21 protein-coding genes are annotated in these 24,980 nt (G+C 56.8%); 9 read left to right on the top strand and 12 right to left on the bottom strand.

Annotated elements, in window-relative coordinates:
- Positions 1-192: 192 nt before the first annotated feature.
- From LKE08_RS17280 to LKE08_RS17265, 4 genes are all read right to left on the bottom strand, one after another.
- Entirely contained in the window at positions 193-1,290 is a 1,098-nt protein-coding gene (locus LKE08_RS17280; RefSeq protein ID WP_324705493.1) for a mechanosensitive ion channel family protein, read from the bottom strand.
- A 210-nt stretch (positions 1,291-1,500) separates the two neighbouring features.
- The gene (locus tag LKE08_RS17275; RefSeq protein ID WP_324705492.1) at positions 1,501-1,683 is read right to left on the bottom strand and encodes a CsbD family protein; all 183 of its coding nucleotides are present in this window, start codon (positions 1,681-1,683) and stop codon (positions 1,501-1,503) included.
- 112 nt (positions 1,684-1,795) lie between these two features.
- Positions 1,796-2,242 (bottom strand): DUF2382 domain-containing protein, encoded by a 447-nt coding sequence (locus tag LKE08_RS17270; RefSeq protein WP_324705491.1) that lies wholly within the window; start codon positions 2,240-2,242, stop codon positions 1,796-1,798.
- Positions 2,243-2,414: 172 nt separating this feature from the next.
- On the bottom strand, positions 2,415-3,245 hold the full coding sequence (locus LKE08_RS17265; RefSeq protein WP_324705490.1) for a DUF2382 domain-containing protein: 831 nt from the start codon (positions 3,243-3,245) through the stop codon (positions 2,415-2,417).
- Between the two features lie 456 nt (positions 3,246-3,701).
- Here LKE08_RS17265 and LKE08_RS17260 point away from each other — a divergent pair, with 456 nt between their 5' ends.
- Positions 3,702-4,619: a hypothetical protein gene (locus tag LKE08_RS17260; protein ID WP_324705489.1), complete on the top strand. Its 918-nt coding sequence runs from the start codon at positions 3,702-3,704 to the stop codon at positions 4,617-4,619.
- 46 nt (positions 4,620-4,665) lie between these two features.
- Positions 4,666-5,118 (top strand): BON domain-containing protein, encoded by a 453-nt coding sequence (locus LKE08_RS17255; protein ID WP_324705488.1) that lies wholly within the window; start codon positions 4,666-4,668, stop codon positions 5,116-5,118.
- A gap of 173 nt (positions 5,119-5,291) precedes the next feature.
- Here LKE08_RS17255 and LKE08_RS17250 read toward each other — a convergent pair whose 3' ends face one another.
- Positions 5,292-5,582, bottom strand: coding sequence for a (2Fe-2S) ferredoxin domain-containing protein (locus LKE08_RS17250; protein ID WP_324705487.1), 291 nt, complete (start codon positions 5,580-5,582; stop codon positions 5,292-5,294).
- Between the two features lie 178 nt (positions 5,583-5,760).
- Here LKE08_RS17250 and LKE08_RS17245 point away from each other — a divergent pair, with 178 nt between their 5' ends.
- From LKE08_RS17245 to LKE08_RS17230, 4 genes are all read left to right on the top strand, one after another.
- The gene (locus LKE08_RS17245) at positions 5,761-8,634 is read left to right on the top strand and encodes an S-layer family protein (RefSeq protein ID WP_324705486.1); all 2,874 of its coding nucleotides are present in this window, start codon (positions 5,761-5,763) and stop codon (positions 8,632-8,634) included.
- Between the two features lie 58 nt (positions 8,635-8,692).
- Positions 8,693-11,218, top strand: coding sequence for a CHAT domain-containing protein (locus LKE08_RS17240; RefSeq protein WP_324705485.1), 2,526 nt, complete (start codon positions 8,693-8,695; stop codon positions 11,216-11,218).
- A 561-nt stretch (positions 11,219-11,779) separates the two neighbouring features.
- Positions 11,780-12,562, top strand: a complete 783-nt coding sequence (locus LKE08_RS17235; protein WP_324705484.1) for a DUF928 domain-containing protein — start codon at positions 11,780-11,782, stop codon at positions 12,560-12,562.
- A gap of 81 nt (positions 12,563-12,643) precedes the next feature.
- Positions 12,644-14,560 (top strand): adenylate/guanylate cyclase domain-containing protein, encoded by a 1,917-nt coding sequence (locus tag LKE08_RS17230; protein ID WP_324705483.1) that lies wholly within the window; start codon positions 12,644-12,646, stop codon positions 14,558-14,560.
- A gap of 228 nt (positions 14,561-14,788) precedes the next feature.
- Here the strand turns inward: LKE08_RS17230 and lepA are convergent, their stop codons facing one another.
- From lepA to crtR, 5 genes are all read right to left on the bottom strand, one after another.
- A complete protein-coding gene (gene lepA / locus LKE08_RS17225) occupies positions 14,789-16,600 on the bottom strand; it encodes a translation elongation factor 4 (protein WP_324705482.1) in 1,812 nt (603 codons plus the stop codon).
- Positions 16,601-16,778: 178 nt separating this feature from the next.
- Positions 16,779-17,102 carry a DUF1825 family protein gene (locus tag LKE08_RS17220; protein WP_324705481.1) on the bottom strand — a complete coding sequence of 108 codons (324 nt, stop codon included), beginning with the start codon at positions 17,100-17,102 and terminating at the stop codon, positions 16,779-16,781.
- Between the two features lie 277 nt (positions 17,103-17,379).
- On the bottom strand, positions 17,380-17,964 hold the full coding sequence (gene lepB, locus LKE08_RS17215) for a signal peptidase I (RefSeq protein WP_324705480.1): 585 nt from the start codon (positions 17,962-17,964) through the stop codon (positions 17,380-17,382).
- Positions 17,965-18,032: 68 nt separating this feature from the next.
- The gene (gene dcm / locus LKE08_RS17210; protein WP_324705479.1) at positions 18,033-19,289 is read right to left on the bottom strand and encodes a DNA (cytosine-5-)-methyltransferase; all 1,257 of its coding nucleotides are present in this window, start codon (positions 19,287-19,289) and stop codon (positions 18,033-18,035) included.
- A gap of 382 nt (positions 19,290-19,671) precedes the next feature.
- Positions 19,672-20,595, bottom strand: coding sequence for a beta-carotene hydroxylase (gene crtR / locus LKE08_RS17205; RefSeq protein ID WP_324705494.1), 924 nt, complete (start codon positions 20,593-20,595; stop codon positions 19,672-19,674).
- 139 nt (positions 20,596-20,734) lie between these two features.
- Between crtR and LKE08_RS17200 the strand changes: the two genes are divergently transcribed.
- A complete protein-coding gene (locus tag LKE08_RS17200; protein WP_324705478.1) occupies positions 20,735-21,538 on the top strand; it encodes a COP23 domain-containing protein in 804 nt (267 codons plus the stop codon).
- A gap of 136 nt (positions 21,539-21,674) precedes the next feature.
- Here LKE08_RS17200 and LKE08_RS17195 read toward each other — a convergent pair whose 3' ends face one another.
- Positions 21,675-21,797, bottom strand: a complete 123-nt coding sequence (locus LKE08_RS17195; RefSeq protein ID WP_324705477.1) for a hypothetical protein — start codon at positions 21,795-21,797, stop codon at positions 21,675-21,677.
- A 163-nt stretch (positions 21,798-21,960) separates the two neighbouring features.
- Here LKE08_RS17195 and trpC point away from each other — a divergent pair, with 163 nt between their 5' ends.
- Positions 21,961-22,860 carry an indole-3-glycerol phosphate synthase TrpC gene (gene trpC / locus LKE08_RS17190; RefSeq protein ID WP_324705476.1) on the top strand — a complete coding sequence of 300 codons (900 nt, stop codon included), beginning with the start codon at positions 21,961-21,963 and terminating at the stop codon, positions 22,858-22,860.
- Positions 22,861-23,068: 208 nt separating this feature from the next.
- Positions 23,069-24,226 carry an alanine--glyoxylate aminotransferase family protein gene (locus LKE08_RS17185; protein ID WP_324705475.1) on the top strand — a complete coding sequence of 386 codons (1,158 nt, stop codon included), beginning with the start codon at positions 23,069-23,071 and terminating at the stop codon, positions 24,224-24,226.
- A 107-nt stretch (positions 24,227-24,333) separates the two neighbouring features.
- Here LKE08_RS17185 and LKE08_RS17180 read toward each other — a convergent pair whose 3' ends face one another.
- A complete protein-coding gene (locus LKE08_RS17180; protein WP_324705474.1) occupies positions 24,334-24,552 on the bottom strand; it encodes a DUF2949 domain-containing protein in 219 nt (72 codons plus the stop codon).
- Positions 24,553-24,980: the final 428 nt, after the last annotated feature.

Raw genomic sequence — 24,980 nt, 5'->3', positions numbered from 1 at the left:
CAATTGTTTCAGTTTCTAATTCCGGGGCATCTGATCTCACCCCCCAACCTGCCGTGGGGGCAACCGTCTCTGGTTGCCCGTTCGGGGGGAGTTCAATTTCGGAGCCTTTAACCGGATTTGATATTGTTGGTTTTCCCTACACCCTATTCCCGACTCCCTACTCCCCACTCCCTACTCCCTAATAAAACCTAACTACGAGTTGGAAGAATCGTCGCCATTTAAAATAATAGCCGGGGAATCGACCGGGGTTTCGTTCGGCTTGGCTTTGGCGGGATCGAAGCGCGTCACCTGGGTGGGATAGGCGAACTCGATGCCGTTGGCGTCCAACCTGGATTTGAGTTGATAGTTGATCCGCTGCTGGATGTCCATGTAGATGGTATAATCGCTGCTGAGGACGTAGTAGACGATCTCGAAATCGAGGCTGAAATCGCCGTAATTGCTGAAGTGGGCGCGATCGAAGAGGGCGTTGTCGATGGGGGTGACAATTTCCCGAATCATCGCCGGAATTTGTTGGAGTTTGTCCTGTGGCGTCTCGTAAGTCACCCCAATTTTGAACACCACCCGCCGTTTTTCCATCCGCTTGTAATTGTGGATGCGGGAGGAGGCCAAGTCCGTGTTGGGGACGACGACTTCTTCGCCGCTCAAACTGTTGATGCGGGTAGTTTTGATTCCGACGTGGTTGACCGTTCCCATGATGTCGCCGACGATGATAAAATCGCCGATTTCAAAGGGGCGATCGAATAAGATCGAGAAGTAGCTGAATAGGTCTTGCAGGACCCCCTGGGAAGCCAAGGCGACCGCCACACCGCCGATTCCCAATCCGGCGACCATCGCCGAAATATTGAAGCCGAGGTTGTCGAGGAGAAAAATCACCCCCAACCCCCACGTCGCGGCCCGAATGGCCGGGATGATGGCGTTGAGGGCCCGTTCGATCGCATCCCCGTCCTGACGGCGACTCAGCCAGTAGAGTCGGAGTAAATATTCGGCCAAGGAGACGACCAGGCGAATGCCGAATACCGTGGCGATAATCAGGGCGATCGCGTTGACCGTATCCTGTAAAATGGGGTGCAATTCCAAGTTCGCGATCGCCACGTAAAACACCCCGACGTACATCAGGGGAATCAGCGATCGCTCGAAAATGTGAACCAGGGCGTCGTCCAGCCTGGTACTGGTTTTGAGTGCCCAGCGTTTCAGACGCCTCAGAACCATCTGCCCGACAATTTTGATGGCGAGAATCCCCGCCACCAAAATCACAAATGCGATCAAATAATCGGAGACTGTATTCGTCAATATTTCGACTTTAAATAAATCCCAAGATATCATGATAAAACCGGGTGATTTACCTCATCAATGGACGGCAACTCATTTTATCACAGTTATTGGCGATGTCAAATTCGCGGGAAATATCGAGATTTTCAAATTTCCATCACAAAAGCCCGTGCAAATTTTTAAGTTGCACGGACGGCAGCCAGCATTTTAAAAGCCGAGGTTAGACGGGAACTAATCCAATTTTTTCTTGGCTTCGTCCTTCACGTCTTCGACGGTATGTTGAACTTGCGCTTCGGTTTGCTTGGCTTTACCTTCGCCCTTTTGTTTGGGGTCGCCCGTCATTTCGCCCATCGCCTGCTTGGTCTTACCTTCTATGTTTTTTGCCGTGGCGTTTGCTCGATCTTCTAAACTCATAATTGACCTCTTTTTGTTATCGTGTAAATCAAACTAAACACGTTGTCTATCATCAAGACTACAATATTTTTAAAAGCCCCAACCTCTACCAAAAGGTGGAGCTTGATTCGGATTACTTTTTGCGGCGACAGCGGTCGAACAGAGCTTGGTAGATTTTGCGATCGCGCGAGTCGTTCAAGACCAATTCGAGGCGCACGCGATCGCAGCCGTGGCGGGGGTCGAGGGCGAGGGCACCCAGGAGGTCGCGGGCGGCTTCCAGGCTGTGAAATTCCCCGGTGACGGTAGGTTTTTCACCCGTCGAATTAACGCTGAAACCCCCGACCCGCGTCTCCGACAGGTCGATTTCCGCCAGTGGTTCCTCGTCCGAATCCGCGGCTTCGACGACCAGCTTTTCCCGGCGCACCGGCACCGAGACGGTATCGGTTTCAATTTCCTTGCGGACGACCACTTCGCCCATTTTTTCCCGGCGGCGATCGACGGTCAAATTTTCCGCTTTCAGATACAGCTTTTTTTCTTCCCGGACTTCCGGTTGCTCGTGATATTGGTGGGACTCTTCCATAACTCCTGGGGCGCGATCGACAAATTTATAGCGGTCAGCTTTGGTATCGTTCCGATCCGGTCTTGGGTTCGATCAAATCAGGAAAATTGCGACAATTTTCGGATGCTCCGATTGCACCTCCCCCCCGGAGGGGGGAAGCCATTTGATAACCCGGGGAAATTATCCGATCGCATCAGCGATTGTGGTGGATAACGGGTTCGCCGTTGGTTTTGACTTCCAGTTCTTCCCGGCGCACTTTTTCTTCAGCGGTGACGGTATCGCGATCGACTTCCTTGCGGACGTCCACTTCTTCCGTGACGAAGGCTTCCTTGCGGATGTCGGCATTTTCTTCGTACACTTCGATACGGGCGACTTCTTCATCTTTGAAATTGTGGTCGCCAGGGCTGACGGGTTTGTTCGCATTTTCGGGCGTCGTCCGTTCCACCACAACCCGCTCCCGCTCGACGGGGACCGTGGCGCGTTCGGTTTCGGTTTCGATGTTTTTACCTACAATCACGTCGCCCGTCTTGCGACGCTCTTTGTCCGTCACCAGGCGCTCTTCGTACAACTTGAGCGAGCCGTGGTCGGCTTCCCGGGTTTCGTACAGGTCGGAGTCGTAGTCGTAGCGGTAGTTGTCGCGGGTGTATTGGCTGGATTTGGTGCCTTCGGCGCGATATCCGGAGCGCACTTTTTCCTCGTATTCGTAATCCACCGTCATATCATCTTTGTACTCGGGCAGCGCTTCAGCTTGGTCTTGGGTGAGACCGAGGGCGTAGAGACGCTCGTTGGTGTAATCCAGGCGCGACCGTCCGATGGGTAAAAGTACCTTCTTCCCGAAGATCCAAAATCCGGTATCGATCACGAAATAGCGGAAATAGCCATTTTCATCGACTAAGGCATCGTGAACGGAACCGATTTTATTGTCGGTCGTGCTGGAATAAGCGTCAAAATGCTTGATATCCCGGCCCGCGAAAATGTCGCGTTGGTATTCCGGATAAGCTTGAGTCAATTTGTAGAGTGCCATATTTTAAATGTAAATCCGCTTGTCTTCATTTTCAAGCCTATCAAAGCGCACCTTGATCCAGCCTGTATCAAAAGTTAGATTTGCCGGTTTAGATGGCATTTTCAAAGATTTTTTTACGGTCGGATTGGGGCTTATGTCTTCTGACAGAAGAAACCCGCACCCGATCCGCGATACTCTAAACCAGAACCTCAAATGTTTCAATGGATTCAATTCGGGGGAGAGAGATTTGAATGAAATCAAAAACTTAAAATCGTGATTTTTTGCACGATCTTGAAAAATAACAGTCGAGATTGTGTTTTTCCCGAATTACCGATCGCGGTTCGTGTGCAGGGATTGAAATCGGTCTCCGATGGGGCGATTTTGGCAAAACTGAGGTCATTGCCCGCGAATTGGGGGAAGAACACGCGAACTTTAACATCACTCGACCGACAACCCATTTCAGGAGGATGATTCGTTATGATTGACAAACACAAACGTCAGACCACCGCCACATACTGGAGAGCCGTCGGAGTCTACGAAACTCGCGACGAAACGGAAAGAGCCCTGGGAGCCCTCAAAGATTCCGGGTTCGATATGGATTGGGTCTCCGTGATCGTGCGGGACGACGAACAGCAGCCCCAGCACGACCCCAACAGAGAACACGTCGAGACGGAAACGGTCGGCAACAAATCGGACGACGGGGCTGCCACGGGAGCCGCCGCCGGGGGAGCTTTGGGAACCCTCACCGGCTTGCTCGTCGGACTGGGAACCCTCGCCATCCCCGGTGTCGGGCCGATCCTGCTGGCGGGGGCGGAAGCCACGGCTCTGGCAACGACTTTAGCCGGGGCGGCAATCGGCGCGGTCGCCGGCGGACTCGTCGGGGCGCTGATCGGCTGGGGCATCCCCGAAAAAGAAGCCCGCAGGTACAGCGATCGCGTCTCCCGGGGAGATTATCTGGTGATCGTCCTCGGACGTCCCGAAGCGATCCGCAAGGCGGAAAGCATCCTCCGCCACCACAATGTCCAGGACTTCGGCATTTACGAAGTTCCGGAAGCCGAAACCGCCCAAATTAGTGAGCGGTACGAGGGCCGCGACGTCGATCGCACCCAAACCGCCAAAACCAAAAAAGAGGTCAAAGAGACCATCATCGCCGAACCGCCGGCGGGCCACACCGGCGAGAGCCGCACCGAATCCCAAAAAGAGATTTACAAAGCGCCGACAGGCCGCACCAGCAGCGTCCGCGCCGAATCCGGAGAAACTTCACATACGGTGACGGGCCGCACCACCAGTACCAACCCCGAGGATTACGACGATCGCCGCCGCGGCGAGGACGGGGAAAGAATCGTCGAACATCACGATCCCGAAGTGGTGATCGTAGACCGCCGCGATCGCTAGATCCGGAGGTCCCTAGCAGAAGTAGAGCATAATGGAGGATTGTGCCATGAGAAAGGTAACAGGAATTATTTTGAGCGGCGTATTGGCGATCGTCGCGGCGGGTTGCGACTACGCGCGGACGAGCGCGGACGCCCCCGACACCTTGACGGACGGGACCGAAGATCCGGCCCGGGTTCAGGAAACCAAAGAAGATGCCCAGAGCGAGATCCGCCAGGATCAACTGACTTCGGATATTCGGGCGCGGGAACAGCGAAACGAGGTGTTCGGCGAAGAAGATATCCGGGCCGACTCCGACATCGAAAGTGAAGTTCGCGCCAAACTCGAAGCCAACATCCCCCGCAGCAAATTGACCGTCGAAGCCGAAGATGGAAATGTGGTCATCGTGGGAACCGTCCCCAACGAGCGGGAAGCCGAAACCATCGAGCCGTTGGCCCACGAGATCGAAGGCGTGGACAGCGTTCAAGTCGATGTCAATATCGTGCCGCCGGTCGGTTCCTAGGCGATCGCAAATACGGGCATTGTAGGGGCGAATGCGATTCGCCCTTTCTCGCGTTTCGCCGAAAAACCCACAACTTTTCATCCGCGCTGTAACCCACCATTTCCTTTTTTTGGACTGTTCATCGCCCCGAGAATTAGCGGATTGGTTGGATGCGAATCGGATATCGTGAGCCCTCAGTTGGGATCGCCCACCCGGTAGATCATCTTTTGAATCGGCTGGCCGCCGCGCAGGTGCCGCTCGACGATGGCGGGGACTTCTTCCGGTTGAACCCGGTCATACCAGATGCGATCGGGTAAAATCAACACCATCGGGCCGCGGCCGCACTCCCCCAGACAGCCGCTCGGCGCGATCGCCACCCCCGGAATCTCCCGTTCCCGAAACGCTTTCAAGACTTTTGCCGCCCCCTGTTGGCGACAGGTGCGGTTTTGGCAAATAATGACGAGTGTGGGAGTCGAGACAGACATGGGGAGCGATCGCGGTAACATCAAGGGAGTGGCCAACCCCGGAACTGATAAAATTCCGAAAGTTGCTATCTCCAGGGTCATTAATATTTTAATGGTTGGGAAGCTCCTGATTCTCGAAATTGAAAGTGCAAAATGGGGTTGAGTCCGCCAGCCGTTTACAACCGCGAGATTGATTACCGTGTCGTCCCCCGCATTTCGTCCCCGACGGTCGCGATCCGGGCCCTGTCGATTTGGCATTTTCCGTCCGTTCGCGATCGCCACCATCGTGCACCTGTTCGTTTTTCCCGCCTCGGCGCGATCGCAGGTCGTCCCCGACGCCACCCTGCCCCAAAATACCGTTGTCACCCCGGACGGCAACATGATCCGCATCGACGGCGGCACCCAAGCCGGTGGCAATTTATTCCACAGTTTCCGAGACTTTTCCATCCCCACCGGCTCCGCCGCCCTGTTCGACAACGGCTTAAATATTCAAAATATTATCAGCCGGGTAACGGGGGGGAATCTTTCCACCATCGACGGTTTGCTGCAAACCAACGGCGCGGCCAATTTATTTCTCCTCAATCCCAACGGTATTGTATTCGGTCCCAACGCCCAACTCAATATCGGCGGGTCCTTCGTCGCCAGTACCGCCGATCGCCTCATTTTTGACGACGGGACGCAGTTCGCCACCCGACCCGAAACCCCCCCGTTACTCTCCGTCAATTTGCCCGTCGGCTTGCAACTCGGTGCCGATGCGGGAACCATTGTCAACCGATCGCAAGCCGTCGGCATCGGGTTGGAGATGGAGCCGAGCCCCACGGGGCTGCAAGTTCGGCCCGGACGGGCGATCGCATTCGTTGGCGGCGAGATCAATTTGGAGGGCGGTTTGCTGACGGCTTTCGGCGGCGATATCGAATTGGGGGCAATTCGGGGCGGCACCTGGCGGTTGGGTTCCGGCGTCCCCGTGGAGTCAACATCCCAACTCGGCGACATTCAACTGGACCGCGGCGCCCGCGTCACCACCAGCGGATTGGGAGGGGGAGAAATTCGCATGGGGGGCGATCGCGTCAACCTCAGTAACGGCGCGGGTTTGAGCGCCGACACCTTCGGGGAGGTGGACGGACGGGGCGTAACCATTTCCGCCCGCCAGTTTAATCTGAGCGATCGCGCCTTCGTGTCCGCCTCGACGTTCGGGGCGGGGAATGGCGGCGGCATCGACATCCGCACCAGCGAATCCATCAATTTGACGGGAACCGAACCCTCCCGCGTCGTCGGCGAACTCGTCGAGGGAACCTTCGATCCCCTCAACCTTCGGGATGGCTTGTACAGCTTCAGTGCCGGAGGAGGAGATGCCGGAAATGTCATTCTCGCCACGCCCCAACTCGACGTCAGCGAAGGCGCCACCATTCTCACCTCCACCTTTATCGCCGGACGGGGAGGAAACCTACAGATTCGCTCGGATACCGTCAATATCACCACGGGGGCATTGCTGGTGACGGGGACGAACGGAGCCGGCGATGCCGGAATGTTCGACCTGATCGGCGATCGCCTCAACGTCATTGACGACGGATTGATCGCCACGAGTCCGGCGCAGGACGGGACGGGACGGGGAGGCGATCTGAGGGTGCGGGGGAATACCGTAGAATTGCGCGGCGTTTCGGCGGGGGCGCCCGTGCCGGGGGGGCTCTTTTCCGCCACCCTCGGGGAAGGAAGGGCGGGAGATATTGTCGTCAACGCCAATCGCTTGGTCGTCGCCGACGGCGCCCAGGTGTCCTCCTCCGCCGCCGGGGCCGGCGAGGGGGGCAATTTGACCGTCAATGCCAATGAAGTGGAATTGTTCGGTATTTCTGCCGACGGTCGCTTTCTGAGCGGGTTACTGACCTCCTCCTCCCTGCTCACTGTGCAAGGGTTGTCAGGAACCGCCCCTGCTGGCAATCTGACGGTCAATGCCAGACGAATCGTGGTACGGGACGGGGCACAGATTTCATCGGCGACGGGGAGCGAGGGAAGTGCCGGAGAATTGAAGATTCGAGCCTCCGAATCCATCGAAGTGATCGGGGTGGCGACGGGCGTCGATCCGTCGGTGGAGTCGGTATCCTTCGGAATCGTCGGGGATGGCATCGTCCCCAGTTCCATCGAATCCAACACCAGCGGCGAGGGGGCGGCGGGGGATTTGCAGATTTTTACCGATCGCCTCACCGTCCGCGACGGGGCGGAAATTGGCGTGCGGGGAACCGGAGAGGGGGCCGCGGGCAATTTGGAGATCCGGGCGCGATCGCTGTTTTTGGACAATCAGGGGGCGCTCTCGGCGGCGACGGAAGCCGGGACGGGGGGCAACATTTCCCTGGTCGTGCCCCGCATCGAACTGCGGCGGGAAAGCCGGATTTCCACTAACGCCGGCACCGCCGACGGGGGCAACATCACCATCGTCACGGACAATTTGATCGCCCTGGAAAATAGCGACATCACCGCCAATGCCCAACAGGGCCGGGGCGGGCGGGTGAGTATCAGCGCCCGGGGGGTGTTCGGGACGGCGTTTCGGTCTGAGGAAACCCCCGCCAGCGACATTACCGCGACGAGCGAGTTGGGCGCCGAGTTCAGCGGGGCGGTGGAAATTAGCAGCCCGGAAATCGACCCCAATTCCGGCTTGGTGACGCTCCCGACGGAGGTGATCGACCCCTCTACCCTGGTGGTGGCGGGATGTTCGACTTACGCCGGCAGCGAATTCGTGATCACCGGCCGCGGCGGCCTGCCCCCCACCCCCGGAGATGCCCTGACAACGGATGGCGTGGTGGTGGATTGGATCGATGCGGCACCCGTGACGGCGTTGCAAGAAGGAGACACAGGGGACATTATTTCTCCCTCCCCTCCCGACTCCCAACTCCCGACTCCCGACTCCCCAATTGAAGCTCGGGGTTTGGTTCTCGATGCCGATGGCGGGGTGCAGTTGGTGGCAAATCCGGCGCGGATGACGACCTATTCGTTTAATCAATGGCATCCTCAATGTCGGGTGGCCGCGGCCAATTCTATCGGTGAGGAGTCGCAACCTTCATCAATTGATAATAAACCCTGAATAAAGGAGAGGAATGATTGACGATCAATTATAAATTATAAATGCTCAATTATCAATTATGAAACGATCGCTCGATCGCTTTTTACAATTCGCGCTTTTGGCTTTATTCGCCGTGAGTTTGCCGCTGCTTCCGGTGGTGGGGCACGATTCCCCCCAGATCTTGATGGAACGGGGCCGAAATCTGTATGAAATGCGAGAGTTTGTCGAGGCGGCGGAAACTTTAGAAGAGGCGGTGGTGATCTTGGACGATCGCGGCGATGAAGTCAATCGGGCGATCGCTTTGGGGAATTTGGCGCTCGTTTATCAGAGTTTGGGCGACTGGGAAAAGGCGGAAACGGCGATCGCGGCGGCTTTGCAACTGTTGGAAAATCGGACGGCCTCGGCCGTCCTCGCCCAGACATCGGACATTCGCGGACAACTGCAACTGTCCCGGGGCGACCCCCGGGCGGCGGCGGACACTTGGCGGCGAACCGAGGAGATCTATCGGGAAATCGGGGACGAACGGGGGGTCATCCGCGCCCAGATCAACCGCTCCCAGGCGTTGCAAGCCTTGGGACTCTACCGCCAAGCCCTCCACACCCTGGAACAATTGCGGGAATCCCTCGCATCCCAACCCGACTCGCCACTGAAGGTGACGGCCCTACAAAATTTGGGCAACGCCCTGCGGGTGGTGGGGGATTTGGAGCAGTCCCGGGCGGTGTTGGGGGAGGCCCTAGATTTGGCGCGATCGCTCGATTTACCTCCGGCCGCGGAAGCGGAAATCTGGCTGAGTTTAGGCAATACGGCCGGCAGCTTGCAGGATGTCGAAACGGCCCGGGCGGCGTATCAGAACGCGGCGGATACCGACCGGGTTTCCGTCCGCATCCGAGCTCAGTTGAACGAGTTGCGGCTGTTGCTGGGAGTAGAAGAATGGGCGCAGGCGTTGCGGTTGTGGGAGTCCGTCCGCAGCCAACTGGCGGCTTTGCCGGACGGACCCACGGCGATCGAGGCCCGCATCAATCTGGCGGAAAGTTTGATGATATTCCCAAATGCGCCCATCGTGCCCCGGGACGTCTCATTAGAAGCGGCCGAATGGCTCGGGGATGCGATCGCCCGGGCTCGATCCCTGGGCGACCGGCGGTTGGAAGCCTACGCCCTGGGAACCTTGGGAGCCGTGTACGAGCAGAATCGACAGTGGTCGGAGGCGCAAACGTTGACGGAGCGGGGTCTATTTTTAGCCCAGACCATCGACGCGCCGGATATCGCCTACCGGTGGCAGTGGCAGCTCGGACGGCTGTTGAAGGCGCAAAATCGCAGGGCTGGTGCGATCGCGGCCTACCGAACCGCCGTCAGCACCTTGGAGTCCCTGCGGACGGACTTGGTGGCGATGAATCCCCAGGTGCAGTTCTCGTTTCGGGATAGCGTCGAACCCGTTTATCGGGAACTGGTGGGCCTGATTTTGCAACCCGACCCGGAAACGGGGGAAGTCGGCTCGGAGGATCTCCGGGCGGCGAGGGAGTTAATGGAATCCCTGCAATTGGCGGAACTCGACGACTTTTTCCGGGAGGCCTGCCTGGAGGCCCAACCCCGGCCGATCGACGCGATCGACCCCCGGGCGGCGGTTTTTTACCCGATCATTCTCCGCGATCGCCTGGAAGTCATTTTATCGGTTCCCGGCCGACCCCTGCGCCACTACGCCGCCCCCGTCCCCCAAACTCGGGTGGAAGAGACGGTGCGGCAACTGCAACAGTCCCTCACCCCCATTTTTTCCACCCGCCAGCGTCTGAGTTGGTCCGGGGAGATCTACGATTGGCTGATCCGCCCGGCGGAAGGGGATTTGGCGGCGGCCGAGGTCGAAACCTTGGTGTTCGTGTTGGATGGCGTGCTGCGGAACCTGCCGATGGCCGCCCTTTACGACGGCCGGCAGTATTTGCTAGAACGGTACAATATCGCCCTGACACCGGGGCTGCAACTGCTCGAACCGCGAAGCTTGAGCCGGGAACGACTCAAAACCCTGGCGATGGGGTTGAGTCGGGCCCGCCAGGGATTCGCCGCCCTGCCGGCGGTGGAGACGGAATTGGAGAAAATCGAGGCGGCTGTGCCGTCCCGGGTGTTTCTCAACGACGGATTTACCCGCCGAAGGGTTCAGGCTCAAATGGAGGAAACGCCCTTTCCGGTGGTGCATCTGGCGACCCACGGCCAGTTCAGTTCCCGGGCGGAAGATACGTTTTTGTTGACCTGGGACGATCGCATCAACGTCCGAGATCTCGACCGGTTGCTGCGCCGTTCCCAGGGGACGAGTGCGGAGCCGGTGGAGTTGTTGGTCCTGAGCGCCTGCCAGACGGCGACGGGGGACCGACAGGCAGCCCTGGGGCTGGCCGGGGTGGCGGTGCGATCGGGGGCCCGGAGTACGATCGCGACCCTGTGGCAGGTGAACGACATTTCGACGGCCGCCTTCATGGCTGAATTTTATCGCCAACTGGCCGGGCCGGGCGTGGGCAAAGCCCAAGCCCTCCGTCAGGCTCAGTTGTCCTTGCTGCGAGAACCCCGGTATCGCGACCCCTACTATTGGGCCGCCTTTGTTTTGATCGGAAATTGGCTGTGAGGAGTCGAGGAACCCGGGGATGGAAAATCTGGCGCCCCGCGTCGGGTGTGCTCGGTGGGGAACTGAAATCATCTCGAGATCGGGGTTTCCCAGCCCGGACACCGACCCCCCATTCTCCCCGTCCCAATGTTTAAATCTTGCTAAAAATTCCGGGCATCGTCCGAAATGATGGCAATCATAAGATAAAAAAAGCTTTTTTCGGGTTGAGCTCGATTGAGAAGTGAATCCTCAATCCCAAGAAATTTTGAATTTGGGGTGGCATCGCTCTCCTTGACTCGGAGATGCTGGCGCTTCGATCGGGCGATGGCGAGGCGGATCGAATCCCGATTTTAAAGGGGGGAAGGAATGGGATTTTCCATTTCCCTGACTTTCGGAGGTTATCAGTTTCTTATTTTCTCGGGCTAAGTTGGAGAAGGATAATTCTCAATGATATTGTAGCTCTCCGGATTCGGATCGAGAGGGGGTTGCCATTTTCCCGGGTCGCCGTGGCGCGATCGCCCGAGAGATCTCGTTTTCATCTCCCATCCATCACATCTTATCGTCTCAAACAGGAGACCGGCCATGACCAACCAACCTTTCCGACCTTTCATCAGTATTTCCGTGATACTTTCCTTCGGACTTCTGCTCAACGGCACCCCGCCGGGCCAGGCTCGACCCGCCCGCAACGGTTCCGAGCATCCGCAAGCCAGCATGGCGTTCGAGCCGCCGCCGGGGCAGGGGATGCCCAGCCGCACCGCCGCCGGCGGGTCGAGGGGAACTTGCCCGAATGCCGAGCAATTGGGCGAAAACCTCACCGCTTTGGTGCCCAATTTGATCCGGTCCGAGGAAATCGGTCCAGACCTGCGGGGATACACCGTCGAACCGAAACCCGTCTTTTACTTTTACCTGCCCGCGGCGGCCGGCGTCGAAGCGACATTCAGCCTCAAAGACGAGGACGGTTCCGACGTGTATCAGATGAGCGTACCGGTCCCCAATCAACCGGGCATCGTCGGCGTCAAACTTCCGGAGGATGCCCCGGCTTTGGAGATGGGGAAAACCTACCGCTGGTCCTTTGGAATGGTCTGTCAGAGTGCCGATGCCGAGAACGTGCCCGAAGTGGTGTTCGTCTCCGGAGATATCCGACGCATCGAGCCGGACGGGACTCTGGCCGCACAACTGACCGGGGCGAACCCTGTGGAACGGGCGGCACTCTACGCCCGGCACGGCATCTGGTTTGAGAGTTTGGCGACTTTGGCCGCGTTGCGGCAGGCTCGACCCGAAGACGCGACCCTAGCCAGTCGTTGGGAAGAACTGTTAAACTCAGTGGGATTAGACGCGATCGCAACCCAACCCTTCGCGGAGTGACACCGAGAGTAGGTCCCCATTTCCCGATCGGGGAATTTTAACGGTATGAAGTGTGAAGTTATGAGCGGGAAAAGGAGTTTTTTGCGACTTCCGACTTCACACTTCCGACTTTCGAGTATCAAGTTTCGACAGGTTTCCGGACTGCTGATTCCCCCCGTCGTCGCCGCGCTGACGATCGCCGTGCGGGCGACGGGGGGTTTGCAACTGTTTGAATGGGCGGCTTTCGACCAGTTCCTCCGCCTCCGGCCTCTGGAGCCGCCGGACCCCCGCATCGTCGTGATTACGGTGGACGAGCCGGACATCCGCGAGGTGGGACAGTGGCCGCTCCCGGACGCGACGATCGCGGAGTTGGTGAAAATCGTCCGCCGCCAGGATCCGGTGGCGATCGGGTTGGACATCTACCGGGACCTGCCGGTGCAACCGGGCCACGAAGAATTGTTGGACGTCTACGAAACCACCCCCAACCTGATCGGGGTGGAGAAGGTGGTCGCCGACGGGACGACGGCCGCGATCGCGCCCCCGCCGCAATTGAAGGAAAAGGGTCGGGTGGCCTCGATCGACCTGGTGCTGGACGCGGACGGCCGGGTGAGGCGGGGCCTGCTGTCGGTGCAGCCGGACGACGATCGGACGATCTTGAGTTTGGGGGCTAGGTTGGCCCTGATGTATCTGGAAGGGCAAGGAATCACCCCGACGATGACGGAGGCGGGGAACGTCAAGTTGGGCGATGGGGTCTTTGTCCGCTTTACCGGGAACGATGGCGGGTACGTGGGGGCGGACTCGGGTGGCTATCAGGTGTTGTTGAATTACCGGGGACCCCAGGAGAATTTCGACACCATCGACCTGACGGACGTCCTCGAAGGCCGGGCGCCGCCGGACTGGTTTCGCGATCGCATCGTCTTGATCGGCCCCATCGGGCAGAGCCTCAACGACCTTTTTTTTACCCCCTACAGCGGCGGGCCCCTGAGTTTGAGCGATCGGATGCCGGGGGTGGTGATCCACGCCAACGTGGCCAGCCAGATGATCGGCGCGGCCCTGGACGGACGCCCCCAGTTTCGGGTCTGGTCCGACAAGGTGGAATGGGCGTGGATTTTGATCTGGGCCGTCTCCGGGGCGGTGTTGGGGTGGACTTACCGATTCAGTTTGCGGGTGGCTGTGAGTTTGGCGGTCGCCGGGGGCTCTCTGGTCGCCGGCAGCTATTTGGCGTTTTTGGAGGGGTGGTGGGTTCCGGTCGTCCCGCCGATGCTGGCGTTTGCGGGGTCGGGGATTGCGATCGCCGGGTACATCGCCAATTTGGAACATCAGGAACGCCAGATGGTGATGACCCTGTTCGGACGCCACGTCACCCCCCAAATTGCCGAGATGATCTGGCAGAGTCGGGACGAGTTGATCGCCCGCGGCCAACTGACGGGACAGAAGATGGTCGCCACGGTGCTTTTTGCGGACTTGAAGGGGTTCAGCACGATCGCGGAAACGATGGAGGCGGACGCCCTGATGGTGTGGCTCAACGAGTACATGAACGGCATGGCGGATATCGTACTGGATCATAAGGGAATTGTCGATAAGTTTATCGGTGACGCGGTGATGGCGGTGTTCGGCGTGCCGATTCCCCGGACGACGCCGGAGGAGATTTCCCGGGATGCGATCGCGGCGGTTTCCTGTGCGGTGGAGATGGGGAAAAAGTTGCGATCGCTCAACCGCCAGTGGCAGATCGAGGGAAAGCCCACGGTTTCGATGCGGGTGGGAATTGCCACCGGAGAGGTGGTGACGGGCAGTTTGGGCAGTTCCCAGCGCATGGATTATACCACCCTCGGGGACAGCGTGAATATTGCGGCTCGTTTGGAGAGTTACGACAAATCTTTCGGGACGGGAGTTTGCCGGATTTTGATGAGTCAGGAAACCCACAAACAGATCGGCGGTCGATTTTTAACCCATTTTGTCGGCCGTATCCACCTCAAGGGCCGGACTCAGGCGATCGACGTTTATCAGATCGCGGATTGATTCGCCCCCACGAGAAAAGGCAAGAGGCAAGAGGCAAGAGGCAAGAGGCAAGAGGCAAGAGGCAAGAGGCAAAAGTTTGAAGCCGCTTCAGATTTCCCAAATCTGCAACCACAGGAGCGCCCACTGCCATAATGGCCCCCGAAACGGCGATTTCCAGAGGGGAAATGAGGGGAGAAACGACCGTGGGGGCCGTGCCTCTGTGCCGGCCCTCCGGGTTGTGCGGTCGGGTCAACTTTGATCGAGTTTGAGTACCGCCATAAACGCCTCCTGGGGAACGTCAACGGAACCCAAAGCCTTCATCCGCTTTTTCCCTTTCGCCTGCTTTTGCAGCAGTTTCTTCTTCCGGCTGATGTCGCCGCCGTAGCACTTCGCCAACACGTCCTTACGCAAAGCCGGGATATGTTCGCTGGCGATGACTTTGGAACCGATCGAGGCTTGGATGGGAACTTTAAACTGGTGGCGGGGAATCAATTCTTTGAGCTTTTCCGCCATCGCCCGCCCGACGCCGTAAGCTTTATCCCGGTGGACGATCATCGCCAGAGAATCCACCGGCTCTTTGTTGATCATGATATCCAATTTGACCAGGGGATTCGCCCGATAGCCGACAAAGTGATATTCCATGCTGGCATATCCCCGCGATCGCGATTTCATCTGGTCGAAAAAGTCCGTCACCACTTCCGCCAGTGGAATCTCGTAAACCAGAGTCGTCCGCCCCAAAGTCAGATATTTCATATCTTTGAAATCCCCCCGCCGAGTCTGGGACAGTTCCATCAGCGTCCCCACGAAGGTTTCCGGGGTGATCATCTCCACCCGGACGTAGGGTTCCTCAATTTTCTCCCGGTGGTTGGGGTCGGGCAAATTGGTGGGGTTGTCGATCATCAGGACTTCCCCGGTGCTGGTGGTGACGCGGTACACCACGGAGGGGGAGGTGACGATCAGATCCAGGTCGTACTCCCGTTCCAACCGCTCCTGGACGATCTCCATGTGCAGCAGCCCCAAAAAGCCGCAGCGGAACCCGAACCCCATCGCGCTGGAGGTTTCCGGCTCGTAGGAGAGGGCGGCGTCGTTGAGTTTGAGGCGATCGAGGGCCTCCCGCAGGTCGGGGAACTGGTCCGCATCTGTCGGAAATAACCCGCAGAACACCATCGGTTTTGCTTCCGTGTAGCCCGGGAGGGGGGCGTCGGCGGGGGTTTTGGCGAGGGTGATGGTATCGCCGACCCGGGCATCTTCCACGGCTTTGATGGCGGCGGAGAAGTAGCCCACTTCCCCGGCGTGGAGTTCGTCCACGGGTTTTTGGGTGGGGGCGAGGACGCCCAATTCGTCGATTTCGTATTCTTTTTTGGAGGCCATCAACCGGACGCGATCGCCCTTTTTCACCGTCCCGTCCATGACCCGGAAGTAGACGATCACGCCCCGGTAGCTGTCATAATAACTGTCGAAAATTAGCGCCCGCAGTTTCTCGGATACCGTGTCCTGGGGGGGCGGCACCAGGTGGACGATGGATTCTAAAATTTCTTTGATCCCGATCCCCTCCTTAGCCGACGCTTCGATCGCCCCGGAACAGTCCAAACCGATAATTTCTTCGATTTCCCCCTTCACCCGTTCTGGTTCGGCGCCGGGGAGGTCGATTTTATTGAGGACGGGGATAATTTCCAGGTCATTTTCGAGGGCGAGATAGACGTTGGCTAGGGTTTGGGCTTCCACCCCCTGGGAGGCGTCCACCACCAACAGGGCTCCTTCGCAGGCGGCCAGCGATCGCGACACTTCGTAGGAAAAATCAACGTGTCCGGGGGTGTCGATCAGGTTGAGGACGTAATTCTGGCCGTCCTTAGCGGTATAATTCATCCGCGCCGCCTGGAGTTTGATCGTGATCCCCCGTTCCCGTTCGAGATCCATCGAATCGAGGAATTGCTCTTTCATCTGGCGGTCGGCGACCGTCCCCGTGTCCTGGAGCAGGCGATCGGCGAGGGTGGATTTGCCGTGGTCGATGTGGGCGATGATCGAAAAGTTGCGAATCCGGGAAACAGGAACGTCAGTCATAGGGGGTAACGTCGATAAGCCGATATAGCAGAAGCGGAGTTTGCTTAACGTATTTTAACAACATTCTCGGCCGCCGGTGCGATCGGGGCGACAATTCGCCCTCCCCCGCCGCCGGCGGTTTCGGTGGGTTTCCGGACTCAGCCCGGGGGAGAGTCTGTCTCTCCCGGCTCCCCCGATGCTAGGGCTGTTTTTCCAATTCTGATTTCATCCGTTCCAACGTCATGTTCATCTGTTGAAACATTTGCTCGGGGGTGATGCCAAATTGACCGAGTTGGGTTTTCAACTGTTCCATCGTCATTTGAGCCATGAAATCCTCGGACAATTCAAACCGCTTCATAAAGACGCGATACCGATCCATCAGGGATTCCATCTGCTCGATGAAGATTTTTTTACCTTCGCGATCGAACTTTCCGTAGTCGCCTCCGAGTCGGAGCAAAGATTGATAATCCTCGAACAATTGTTTGGCTTCCTGTTGTACGATGTCTGATTCAAAGAAACTCATAATTTCCCCACTTTTTTTATACGGCAACGATAGCAAACGATTCAGAAAATATCCGAATCTATAAATATGAAATGATTCCCAGACCCTTCAAAACTGCAATGACATCTCAAACATCATTTTTGATGGTGACATTTGCTGCCCCTCGCCGGGAGGGCGGACACAAATCACGTCGGATGATATATGTGTTCCAATTTTAACAGTCGCGCTTTCGGCACAATACCCCCCGGGGGTCGCAATTTCCGTACCGCCGGGGAATGCCGAGCGTCCAGGAGCCCCTTCACACGTTCCCCAGGCGATCGAAGGGCCAGAAGCGAAAGGCGGCCCGTCCGATGATATTTTCCTCGGGCAGAAATCCCCAGATGTGGGAGTCGTTGCTGTCGTTGCGGTTGTCGCCCATCACGAAATACTGACCGGCCGGCACCGGATGGGGTCCCCAGTCATAATCCGGGGGTTCGGCGATGTAGTCTTCGGGGAGGGGACGGCCGTCGAGGTAAACCCGACCGCCGCGGACTGCCACTTGCTGTCCGGGTTGGCCGATGATGCGTTTGATGAAGGCCTGGTTTTCGGTGTAGCCCTGGGCCCGCAACTGGGGCGGGGGGGCGAAGACGATGATATCGCCGAATTCGGGCGGGTGGAGGCGGTAGGAGACTTTTTCCACCACCAGGCGATCGCCGATTTCCAGGGTGGGGAACATGGAATCGGACGGGATGTAGCGGGGTTCGGCTACAAAAATGCGGATCAGCAGCGACAAAGCCAACGCGACGACAAGGAGCACGATATTTTCCCGCCATTTGGCCCAAAGATTAGATGGGGTCGCTGTTTCGGCGATCGCTGGTTCCCCTTTTTTTTCCTCGGTTTTCATCAAAATCTCCACAGTTCAATTTCTGAAGGGCCCCGATCGCGATCGCGACGCCACCCCATAACAATTTATCAACAATTCAGACCCGGAATAGTTAATTGTAGGTTTTCGGGTTCGGGTTGCCGCATCGGTGTCGGCGTTTCTCCGCGAAGTGTCGCCACGGCGCCGCAACCGATGTGGTAAGCCAAATTGACGGGGATGGCGTTGCCGATTTGTTTGTATTGGGCCGATAACGTCCCCGCGAACTCCCAGGAATCGGGAAAGGTTTGGATTCGGGCGTATTCCCGCACCCGCAGCGGCCGCGTCTCGTCGGGATGGCAGCGTTCCGTCTGGGTTTGGGAGGGGCTACAAGTCAAAGTCAATGCCGGTTCATCCCAGGCTAATCGTTTGGCAAATCCCGTCCGTCCCCCGGCTTTATAATAGCTGTTTTTCATATAGTTTTTTTGAATATCCGGGGGCAGGTCGCGCCAATTTCCCCCCGGCGGGACGAGTTCCATGATTTGACGTTTGCGATCGGTGTATTCCACCCCCGGCGAGGGGGGGCAGTCTTGCAGGGCTTCTCGCAGGGAAATCGAGTAGCTTTTTTCGGCCGGAAAAATCGGTTCCAAATGCAAATCTTTGCGGGTGGCGATGATAAACAGTCGCTCCCGTTTTTGGGGGACATCTAAGAATTGCGATCGCAGGATTTGATGGCGGGCAACATAGCCGAGATGATCCAAAATCTCCAACATCGTTTTCAGGGTTTCCCCTTTTTGGTGGGTGAGGAGCCCTTTCACATTTTCGGCGATCGCGATTTTGGGTTGGGTTTCGCGGACGCACCGGGCGAACTCGAAAAACAGCGTTCCCCGCGCATCTTCCAACCCCCGGCGAAACCCGGCGTGGCTGAACGCCTGACAGGGAAACCCGCCGGATACGATATCAATTTTGTGGCGAAATTCCGAAAAGTCGATGTTGGAAACGTCGTCGCAAACCGCCGGCCAGTCGGGGCGGTTGGTTTTCAGGGTGTCCGCGCAGGTGCGATCGCACTCCACCAGCAATTGATGCCGAATCCCCGCATTTTCAAACCCCAGCGCCAACCCCCCCGCCCCCGCAAACAGTTCGATCGCTTTGAAGTTCGTCTGCTTTTCTTCCCGCAAAATTCCATAGCGATTTTCGGTGCGATCGCCCCTTTTTCTTTTGCAAAATTCCTCGATTTCTTGAAAGTCAAAAATTCGCCTTTTATTGCCGTCAAAGTAACTGCGAATTAACTGCTTCTTCTCCCACTCTAAAACCTCTTCAGGTGTCACCCCAAAGATCCGAATCACTTCCGGCAAGCTGACCGACTTCATTGACAAGCAAAAGACAGGAGACAGAAATGATAATTATAGCATTTTCCAGAGCGAATGCCATTCGCCCATTTCCAATCACCTCAATCTCGGCAATTGATCCAACCGAGTCCACGCTGGCGTGGACTTTCGCTATCAGCCTTGAAATTCATTTCAAAGCGTGTCAATTCGGACAGGCAAGATGCCTGTGCTACCCGACCTTAGTCAATCATCCGCGATCGCGCACTGCTATAACTTAAAAATTAATCCCTTTTTATGATAGCAAAAATTCATCCTTTCGAGGACTGCGGATCGGTTTTCAGTCCCCAAAAAATCTCAAATATCATCAAAAATGATTCGGCCATTTCCGGTGAAATGACCGCCCCTGACTGTTCCCATTCCACCCTCACGATCGCGGCACCGAACCGTCCTCCGCCTTCGCCAATTTCGTAGACTGACGGCGGTGGAAGCGGATGCCCAGAAAAACATCGTACAGAAAACTCCAAAAATCCTTACCGTTGAGCAACCCCAAGGTTTGGGGGGAACCCTTGGCATCCAATAAGGGTTTGGTAGCTTCGTAGGCGGGTTTGTAATTGTACCAGGGGATCGACGGCCACAGGTGGTGGATCAGGTGGTAGTTTTGGCCGAGAATCAATAGGTTGAGAATCGGACTCGGATAAACCCGGGCATTCTTCCAGCGATTTCGCTCCTGAAAGGGACGGTGTGGCAGGTAGTCAAAAAACAGGCCCAAAGCCAACCCCACCACCAAAGCCGGGGAGAACCAGAAGTTCAAAATGTAGCCCAAAAAATGGTAGTGCACGGAGACGGCGACGATGGAAATCACCACCATCCGGCTCAAAAACCACTCCAACAACTCGTATTTCCGCCACAGCCGGCGCCGGAAAAAGAAGATCTCGTGGTAAAAAAACCGCGCCGCGATCAGCCACAGGGGACCGCCTGTGGAAACAAAATGATCGGGATCGTTGTCTGGATCGTTAACATGGGCGTGATGTTGGATGTGAACCCGGGTAAATACGGGAAACGCGAACCCCAACATCAATGCGCTGCCGTGTCCCAAAATCGCATTCAGGATGCGATCGCGGTGGGCAGAATTGTGGGATGCATCGTGGATCACCGTCCCTGACAGGTGCAGGGCGAGAACGTTGATGGAAAAACAGAACCAGTCAGGCCAGTTCCAACACCAGTATCCGACAGTGGAACTGATGACAATTGCGACTGCGCCCAGGAACATCAGTAGGGTAATATTCACCCCGCCGTCTGGGATCAGGAACTCTTTGGGAACTGTCAGTGGCTTCCCTGCCTCCGACATTATCGTTTGCACTCCTTGAAGTTTCACACCTGAGTATTTTATGAGACCCGCGACCAACTGTAAAGATTTGTGAACAAAATGAGCGGCAGTTGTGCCTAAGAAAATATCACCACTTTACCTGAAGGAGGGGAAAAATTCCATGTTTGAGCAATTCAAGTCCGGTTTGAGCCGAATGTCTGCGATCGCGGGCATTCTCAGCTTGTCCCTCCCTCTGGTCTGGGGTCAAGGTGCCGCCCTGGCCCGACCCCTGCCGGTGGGGGAACGCAACTTCAACCCCTGGTGGTCCTCGATCTCGGAAGAACTGGGCATTCCGATCCCGGTTCCCCAGGCCGAAGAACCCGCCCCAACGGACCGGACCGAACCGACGGCGACGTCCACCCCAGATGAGACGGTCCCCATCCCCGAGGTGGAAGTGGAGACGGAAACGGCCGACCTTCCCCGGTTTCGGTGCGAAGTGGTGGGGGGCGAATACACCGTCATGTATTATCCCATCAGCGAGCCCGATCGCGGCTATCCCTGGGCCGTCCCCGGCCTGATGGGGGGAGGTTGGACACCCGATCGCCGCTGCGCCGAAATCAGCCGCCGCCTGGAGTCCTACCGGCCCGATGGACTCGTCGCCCTACAAACGGACGTGGAAAACGGTTATAACACGATCTGCGCCACCACGGAAGATCTGCCCCAATGTCGGATCGTGCTGACGGTGCCGGTGGGGGAAAATCCAGAATTGGTGCGCGATCGCATTTTCCAAAATCTGGTCATCGCCGACAGTGGACAGAACACCCAAGGGGTTTACACCTGGGTGGACGAGCGATCGGGCTCCGGCATCATTGAGGGGATCGTCCCCAGATCCACCCGCCGCCCCGAGGGAATTTTCCTCAAACCGTTCCTCGATCCGGCGGACGGGGGAACCGGAACTCGCCTGCACCGCAGATTTTTCCGCTAGTCCGAAATGACGCCCGGTTTCGGCCCGAAACCGGGTTTAATTTTGTCAGCTATACACTGACTGCTTCCCCGGTCGGTGAGAACCTGTTTCCAAGCTTTCCGGAAGTGTGAGCGATCAATATACCTGTTTTTTTATGCTATTGACCGGCAATTTCCCGAACGGCGATCGCGTGGCAGTTCCCCCAGCGGTCAAAATCGCGGCTTCCCATGTTGCCTTGTAGGACGACGGATGGATCGGGGTCGGGAATTTTTAGGATCAATTTGGCATTTTTTGGGAGATCATGCCAAGTTTTGGGTGCAGTTTCCCCTCGTACAAAATATTTCGGGCGATCGCCGTTTTGCACAGCATTCCGACTGATCGCGATTTCGGGTAAGATCGAGTCTGGCAACCTTAACGACAGACACCCAAATTTCCAAAAAATCATGATCCAAATTCGCCGTCATCCCCCCAACCCCTCCGTGGACGTTCTCAACCTCCGCTACAAGGTGGCGACGCCGGAGGCTGAACCCCGCCATATTTTAGAGGAAATTGTCTGGAATAAGGAAAAAGAAATCACGCAAATGCGCGATCGCCTGCCGCTGTTGGCGCTGAAAAAGCAGGTGATGAGTTTGCCGCCCTGCCGGGACTTTCTCGGCGCCCTGCGGAACTCCAAAACCCGTCCGGCGGCGATCGCGGAAGTGAAAAAAGCCTCCCCCAGCAAAGGGGTGATCCGGGAAGATTTCGACCCGGAAGCGATCGCCCGTTCCTATCAAAAAGGCGGCGCGAGTTGCATTTCGGTTCTGACCGATCAAAAGTTCTTCCAAGGAAGTTTTGAAAACCTCGCCAAGGTGCGGGCGGCGGTGGATCTGCCCCTGCTGTGCAAGGACTTCATGATCTACCCCTACCAATTTTATTTGGCGCGGCTGAACGGGGCAGATGCCGTATTGTTAATTGCGGCGATTCTCTCCGATCAGGACTTACAATATTTTACCAAAATTGCCGGAATGTTGGGCATGACGGCTTTGGTGGAAGTGCACACCCTCGAAGAACTCGATCGCGTCTTGGCTGTGGATGGCGTCAATTTGGTCGGCATCAACAACCGCGACCTGCAAAATTTTACCGTGGATCTCGACACCACCCGCACCCTGTTAGAAAGTCGCCGGGAACAACTCCAATCCCGGGATATTCTCGTCGTCAGCGAGTCGGGGTTGCATTGTGGCGAAGATCTCGATATCGTCGTCGATGCGGGGGCGGAGGCGGTGCTCATCGGCGAATCCCTCGTCAAGCAACCCGATCCCCAAGTCGCCCTCGAACACCTGTTGGCCGGGCGCGATCGCAAGTAATATCAAATCTCGTTCATTAACCACAAAATATCGGCGATCGAGGGAGTCGGGAGTCGGTATTAGGGAGTCGCGTTTTCCCCATTCCCTATTACCTATTCCCTATTACCTCCGTTGACAAGCCAGATTTGATATAAAATGATGAATTTGGGCAAGGCCCACGCAGACCGAACGCGATCGAACACACCTAACCAGACGGAAAGATAGAGACATGGATGATAAGTTGATGTTGATGATTCCGGGGCCGACGCCGGTTCCCGAGAAAGCGTTACTCGCCCTCGCCAAACACCCCATCGGCCACCGCAGCGGGGATTTCAGTCAAATTATGGCGGAGGTGACGGAGAATCTGAAATGGCTGCACCAGACCCAAAATGACGTGCTGATCCTCACCGGCAGCGGGACGGCGGCGATGGAAGCGGGGATTATCAATTTCCTGAAACGGGGCGATCGCGTGTTGTGCGGTTGCAACGGCAAATTCGGCGATCGCTGGGCGGAAATTTCCAAAGCCTACGGGTTGAATGTGGAAATCATTTCGGCCGAATGGGGCGCACCCCTGGACCCGGAACAGTTCCGGGAACGCCTGGAGGCGGATGCGGAAAAGGAAATCAAGGCGGTGATCCTCACCCACAGCGAAACCTCGACGGGGGTTCTCAATGACCTGGAAACCATCAACCGCCACGTCAAGGCCCACGGCGAAGCGCTGATTATTGTGGATGCGGTGACGAGTTTGGGGGCGACGCACCTCCCCATCGACGAGTGGGGGTTGGATGTGGTCGGGTCGGGGTCCCAAAAGGGTTACATGATTCCGCCCGGACTGGGATTCGTGTCGGTGAGTCCGAAGGCCTGGGAAGCCTACAAGACGGCGGACCTGCCCCGCTACTATTTGGATTTGGGGCCCTACCGCAAGAGTGCGACCAAAAATAGCAACCCCTTCACCCCGCCGGTGAACCTGTTTTACGCCCTCCAGGTGACGTTGCAGATGATGAAGGCCGAGGGGTTGGAGAATATTTTCGCCCGCCACCAACGGATGACGCAGATAACCCGGGCGGCCCTGAAGGCGATGAATTTGCCCCTGCTGGCCCCGGACGAGGCGCCGAGTAATGCGGTGACGGCGGTGCGTCCGCCGGAGTCGTTGGATGCGGAACGGGTGCGGTCGGTGATGCGGAAAAAGTTCGATATCGCTTTGGCCGGCGGACAGGATCATTTGAAGGGTAAAATCTTCCGCATCGGACACCTGGGTTTCGTGTGCGATCGCGACCTTCTCTGTGCGATCGCGGCTTTGGAAAGTACCGTCCGAGAGTTGGGTTACGAGGGCGCGGCCCCCGGCGCGGGTCTGAATGCGGCCAACAAGGTGGCGATCGCGTCTTAATTGCTCATTAACAATTGATAATTTATAATTATCAATGGGAGGAAAGTAGGGAATGGAAAATCGTTGAATTTTCTACTCCCTACTCCCCACTCCCGACTCCCCAATTATCAATAGGCGGTTTTTAACCAGTCGAAGATGCGATCGAGTTGTTCGAGAGTGACGAGTCCGTACTGCCAAAGGGTCATGGATAAAGGACTCGGATCGGGATACTTATGTTTCTCGTCGGAGTTTTGATGCACCCGCTGTGCCGCAGCAATGGAGGCGGGGGAAATCGATAATTCTTCTTGTAAAAAGTGAAGAAATTGTGAATATGTTTTCGGTGTCAATTTTACGTTCACCTCCTCAATAATAGACACCACCTGATTCTGTCAGCGCACTTCGGGAGGAAGTCGCATTTTCAATCTAAGGTTGTTTCTCGTGTTTTCAGTTTGTAAGCGACCCCACGGCCGATTTCTCAAGCTAACAGTTGATGATAAATTGACCGGACACCACTGTTTGCCAGGTTGCTTTCTACGAACCTACATTCGTGGCTCATGAAATTCCGCACGATTTTTAAGTCACGCCGGATTCTTCGGTAAAGTAGCAGTGTATTGATTTTTTTCCGTTGAAAGACCGGACAGAATTCAACGGTTGATTTGACGACTTCAAAGTACATGAGTTCGGCGGTGGCTTCGATCAATCACGTCAAACTTTTGGGAGGGTTGGAAGCTCCGTGATTGATCGCGGAGAGGAAAACCGACTCAAGCGGCTTTAG

Source organism: Lyngbya sp. CCY1209, from assembly GCF_035615495.1.
Lineage (GTDB): Bacteria > Cyanobacteriota > Cyanobacteriia > Cyanobacteriales > Microcoleaceae > Limnospira.
Note: the sequence above shows the minus strand (reverse complement) of the source record. Positions and strands in the feature narration are given on the sequence as shown.

Bases quoted from the DNA above. Each gene is read 5' to 3' on its own strand.
- LKE08_RS17275 (WP_324705492.1), bottom strand. From the start codon at position 1,683: ATGAGTTTAGAAGATCGAGCAAACGCCACGGCAAAAAACATAGAAGGT.
- LKE08_RS17270 (WP_324705491.1), bottom strand. From the start codon at position 2,242: ATGGAAGAGTCCCACCAATATCACGAGCAACCGGAAGTCCGGGAAGAA.
- LKE08_RS17265 (WP_324705490.1), bottom strand. From the start codon at position 3,245: ATGGCACTCTACAAATTGACTCAAGCTTATCCGGAATACCAACGCGAC.
- LKE08_RS17260 (WP_324705489.1), top strand. From the start codon at position 3,702: ATGATTGACAAACACAAACGTCAGACCACCGCCACATACTGGAGAGCC.
- LKE08_RS17255 (WP_324705488.1), top strand. From the start codon at position 4,666: ATGAGAAAGGTAACAGGAATTATTTTGAGCGGCGTATTGGCGATCGTC.
- LKE08_RS17250 (WP_324705487.1), bottom strand. From the start codon at position 5,582: ATGTCTGTCTCGACTCCCACACTCGTCATTATTTGCCAAAACCGCACC.
- LKE08_RS17240 (WP_324705485.1), top strand. From the start codon at position 8,693: ATGAAACGATCGCTCGATCGCTTTTTACAATTCGCGCTTTTGGCTTTA.
- LKE08_RS17235 (WP_324705484.1), top strand. From the start codon at position 11,780: ATGACCAACCAACCTTTCCGACCTTTCATCAGTATTTCCGTGATACTT.
- lepA (WP_324705482.1), bottom strand. From the start codon at position 16,600: ATGACTGACGTTCCTGTTTCCCGGATTCGCAACTTTTCGATCATCGCC.
- LKE08_RS17220 (WP_324705481.1), bottom strand. From the start codon at position 17,102: ATGAGTTTCTTTGAATCAGACATCGTACAACAGGAAGCCAAACAATTG.
- lepB (WP_324705480.1), bottom strand. From the start codon at position 17,964: ATGAAAACCGAGGAAAAAAAAGGGGAACCAGCGATCGCCGAAACAGCG.
- dcm (WP_324705479.1), bottom strand. From the start codon at position 19,289: ATGAAGTCGGTCAGCTTGCCGGAAGTGATTCGGATCTTTGGGGTGACA.
- crtR (WP_324705494.1), bottom strand. From the start codon at position 20,595: ATGTCGGAGGCAGGGAAGCCACTGACAGTTCCCAAAGAGTTCCTGATC.
- LKE08_RS17200 (WP_324705478.1), top strand. From the start codon at position 20,735: ATGTTTGAGCAATTCAAGTCCGGTTTGAGCCGAATGTCTGCGATCGCG.
- trpC (WP_324705476.1), top strand. From the start codon at position 21,961: ATGATCCAAATTCGCCGTCATCCCCCCAACCCCTCCGTGGACGTTCTC.
- LKE08_RS17185 (WP_324705475.1), top strand. From the start codon at position 23,069: ATGGATGATAAGTTGATGTTGATGATTCCGGGGCCGACGCCGGTTCCC.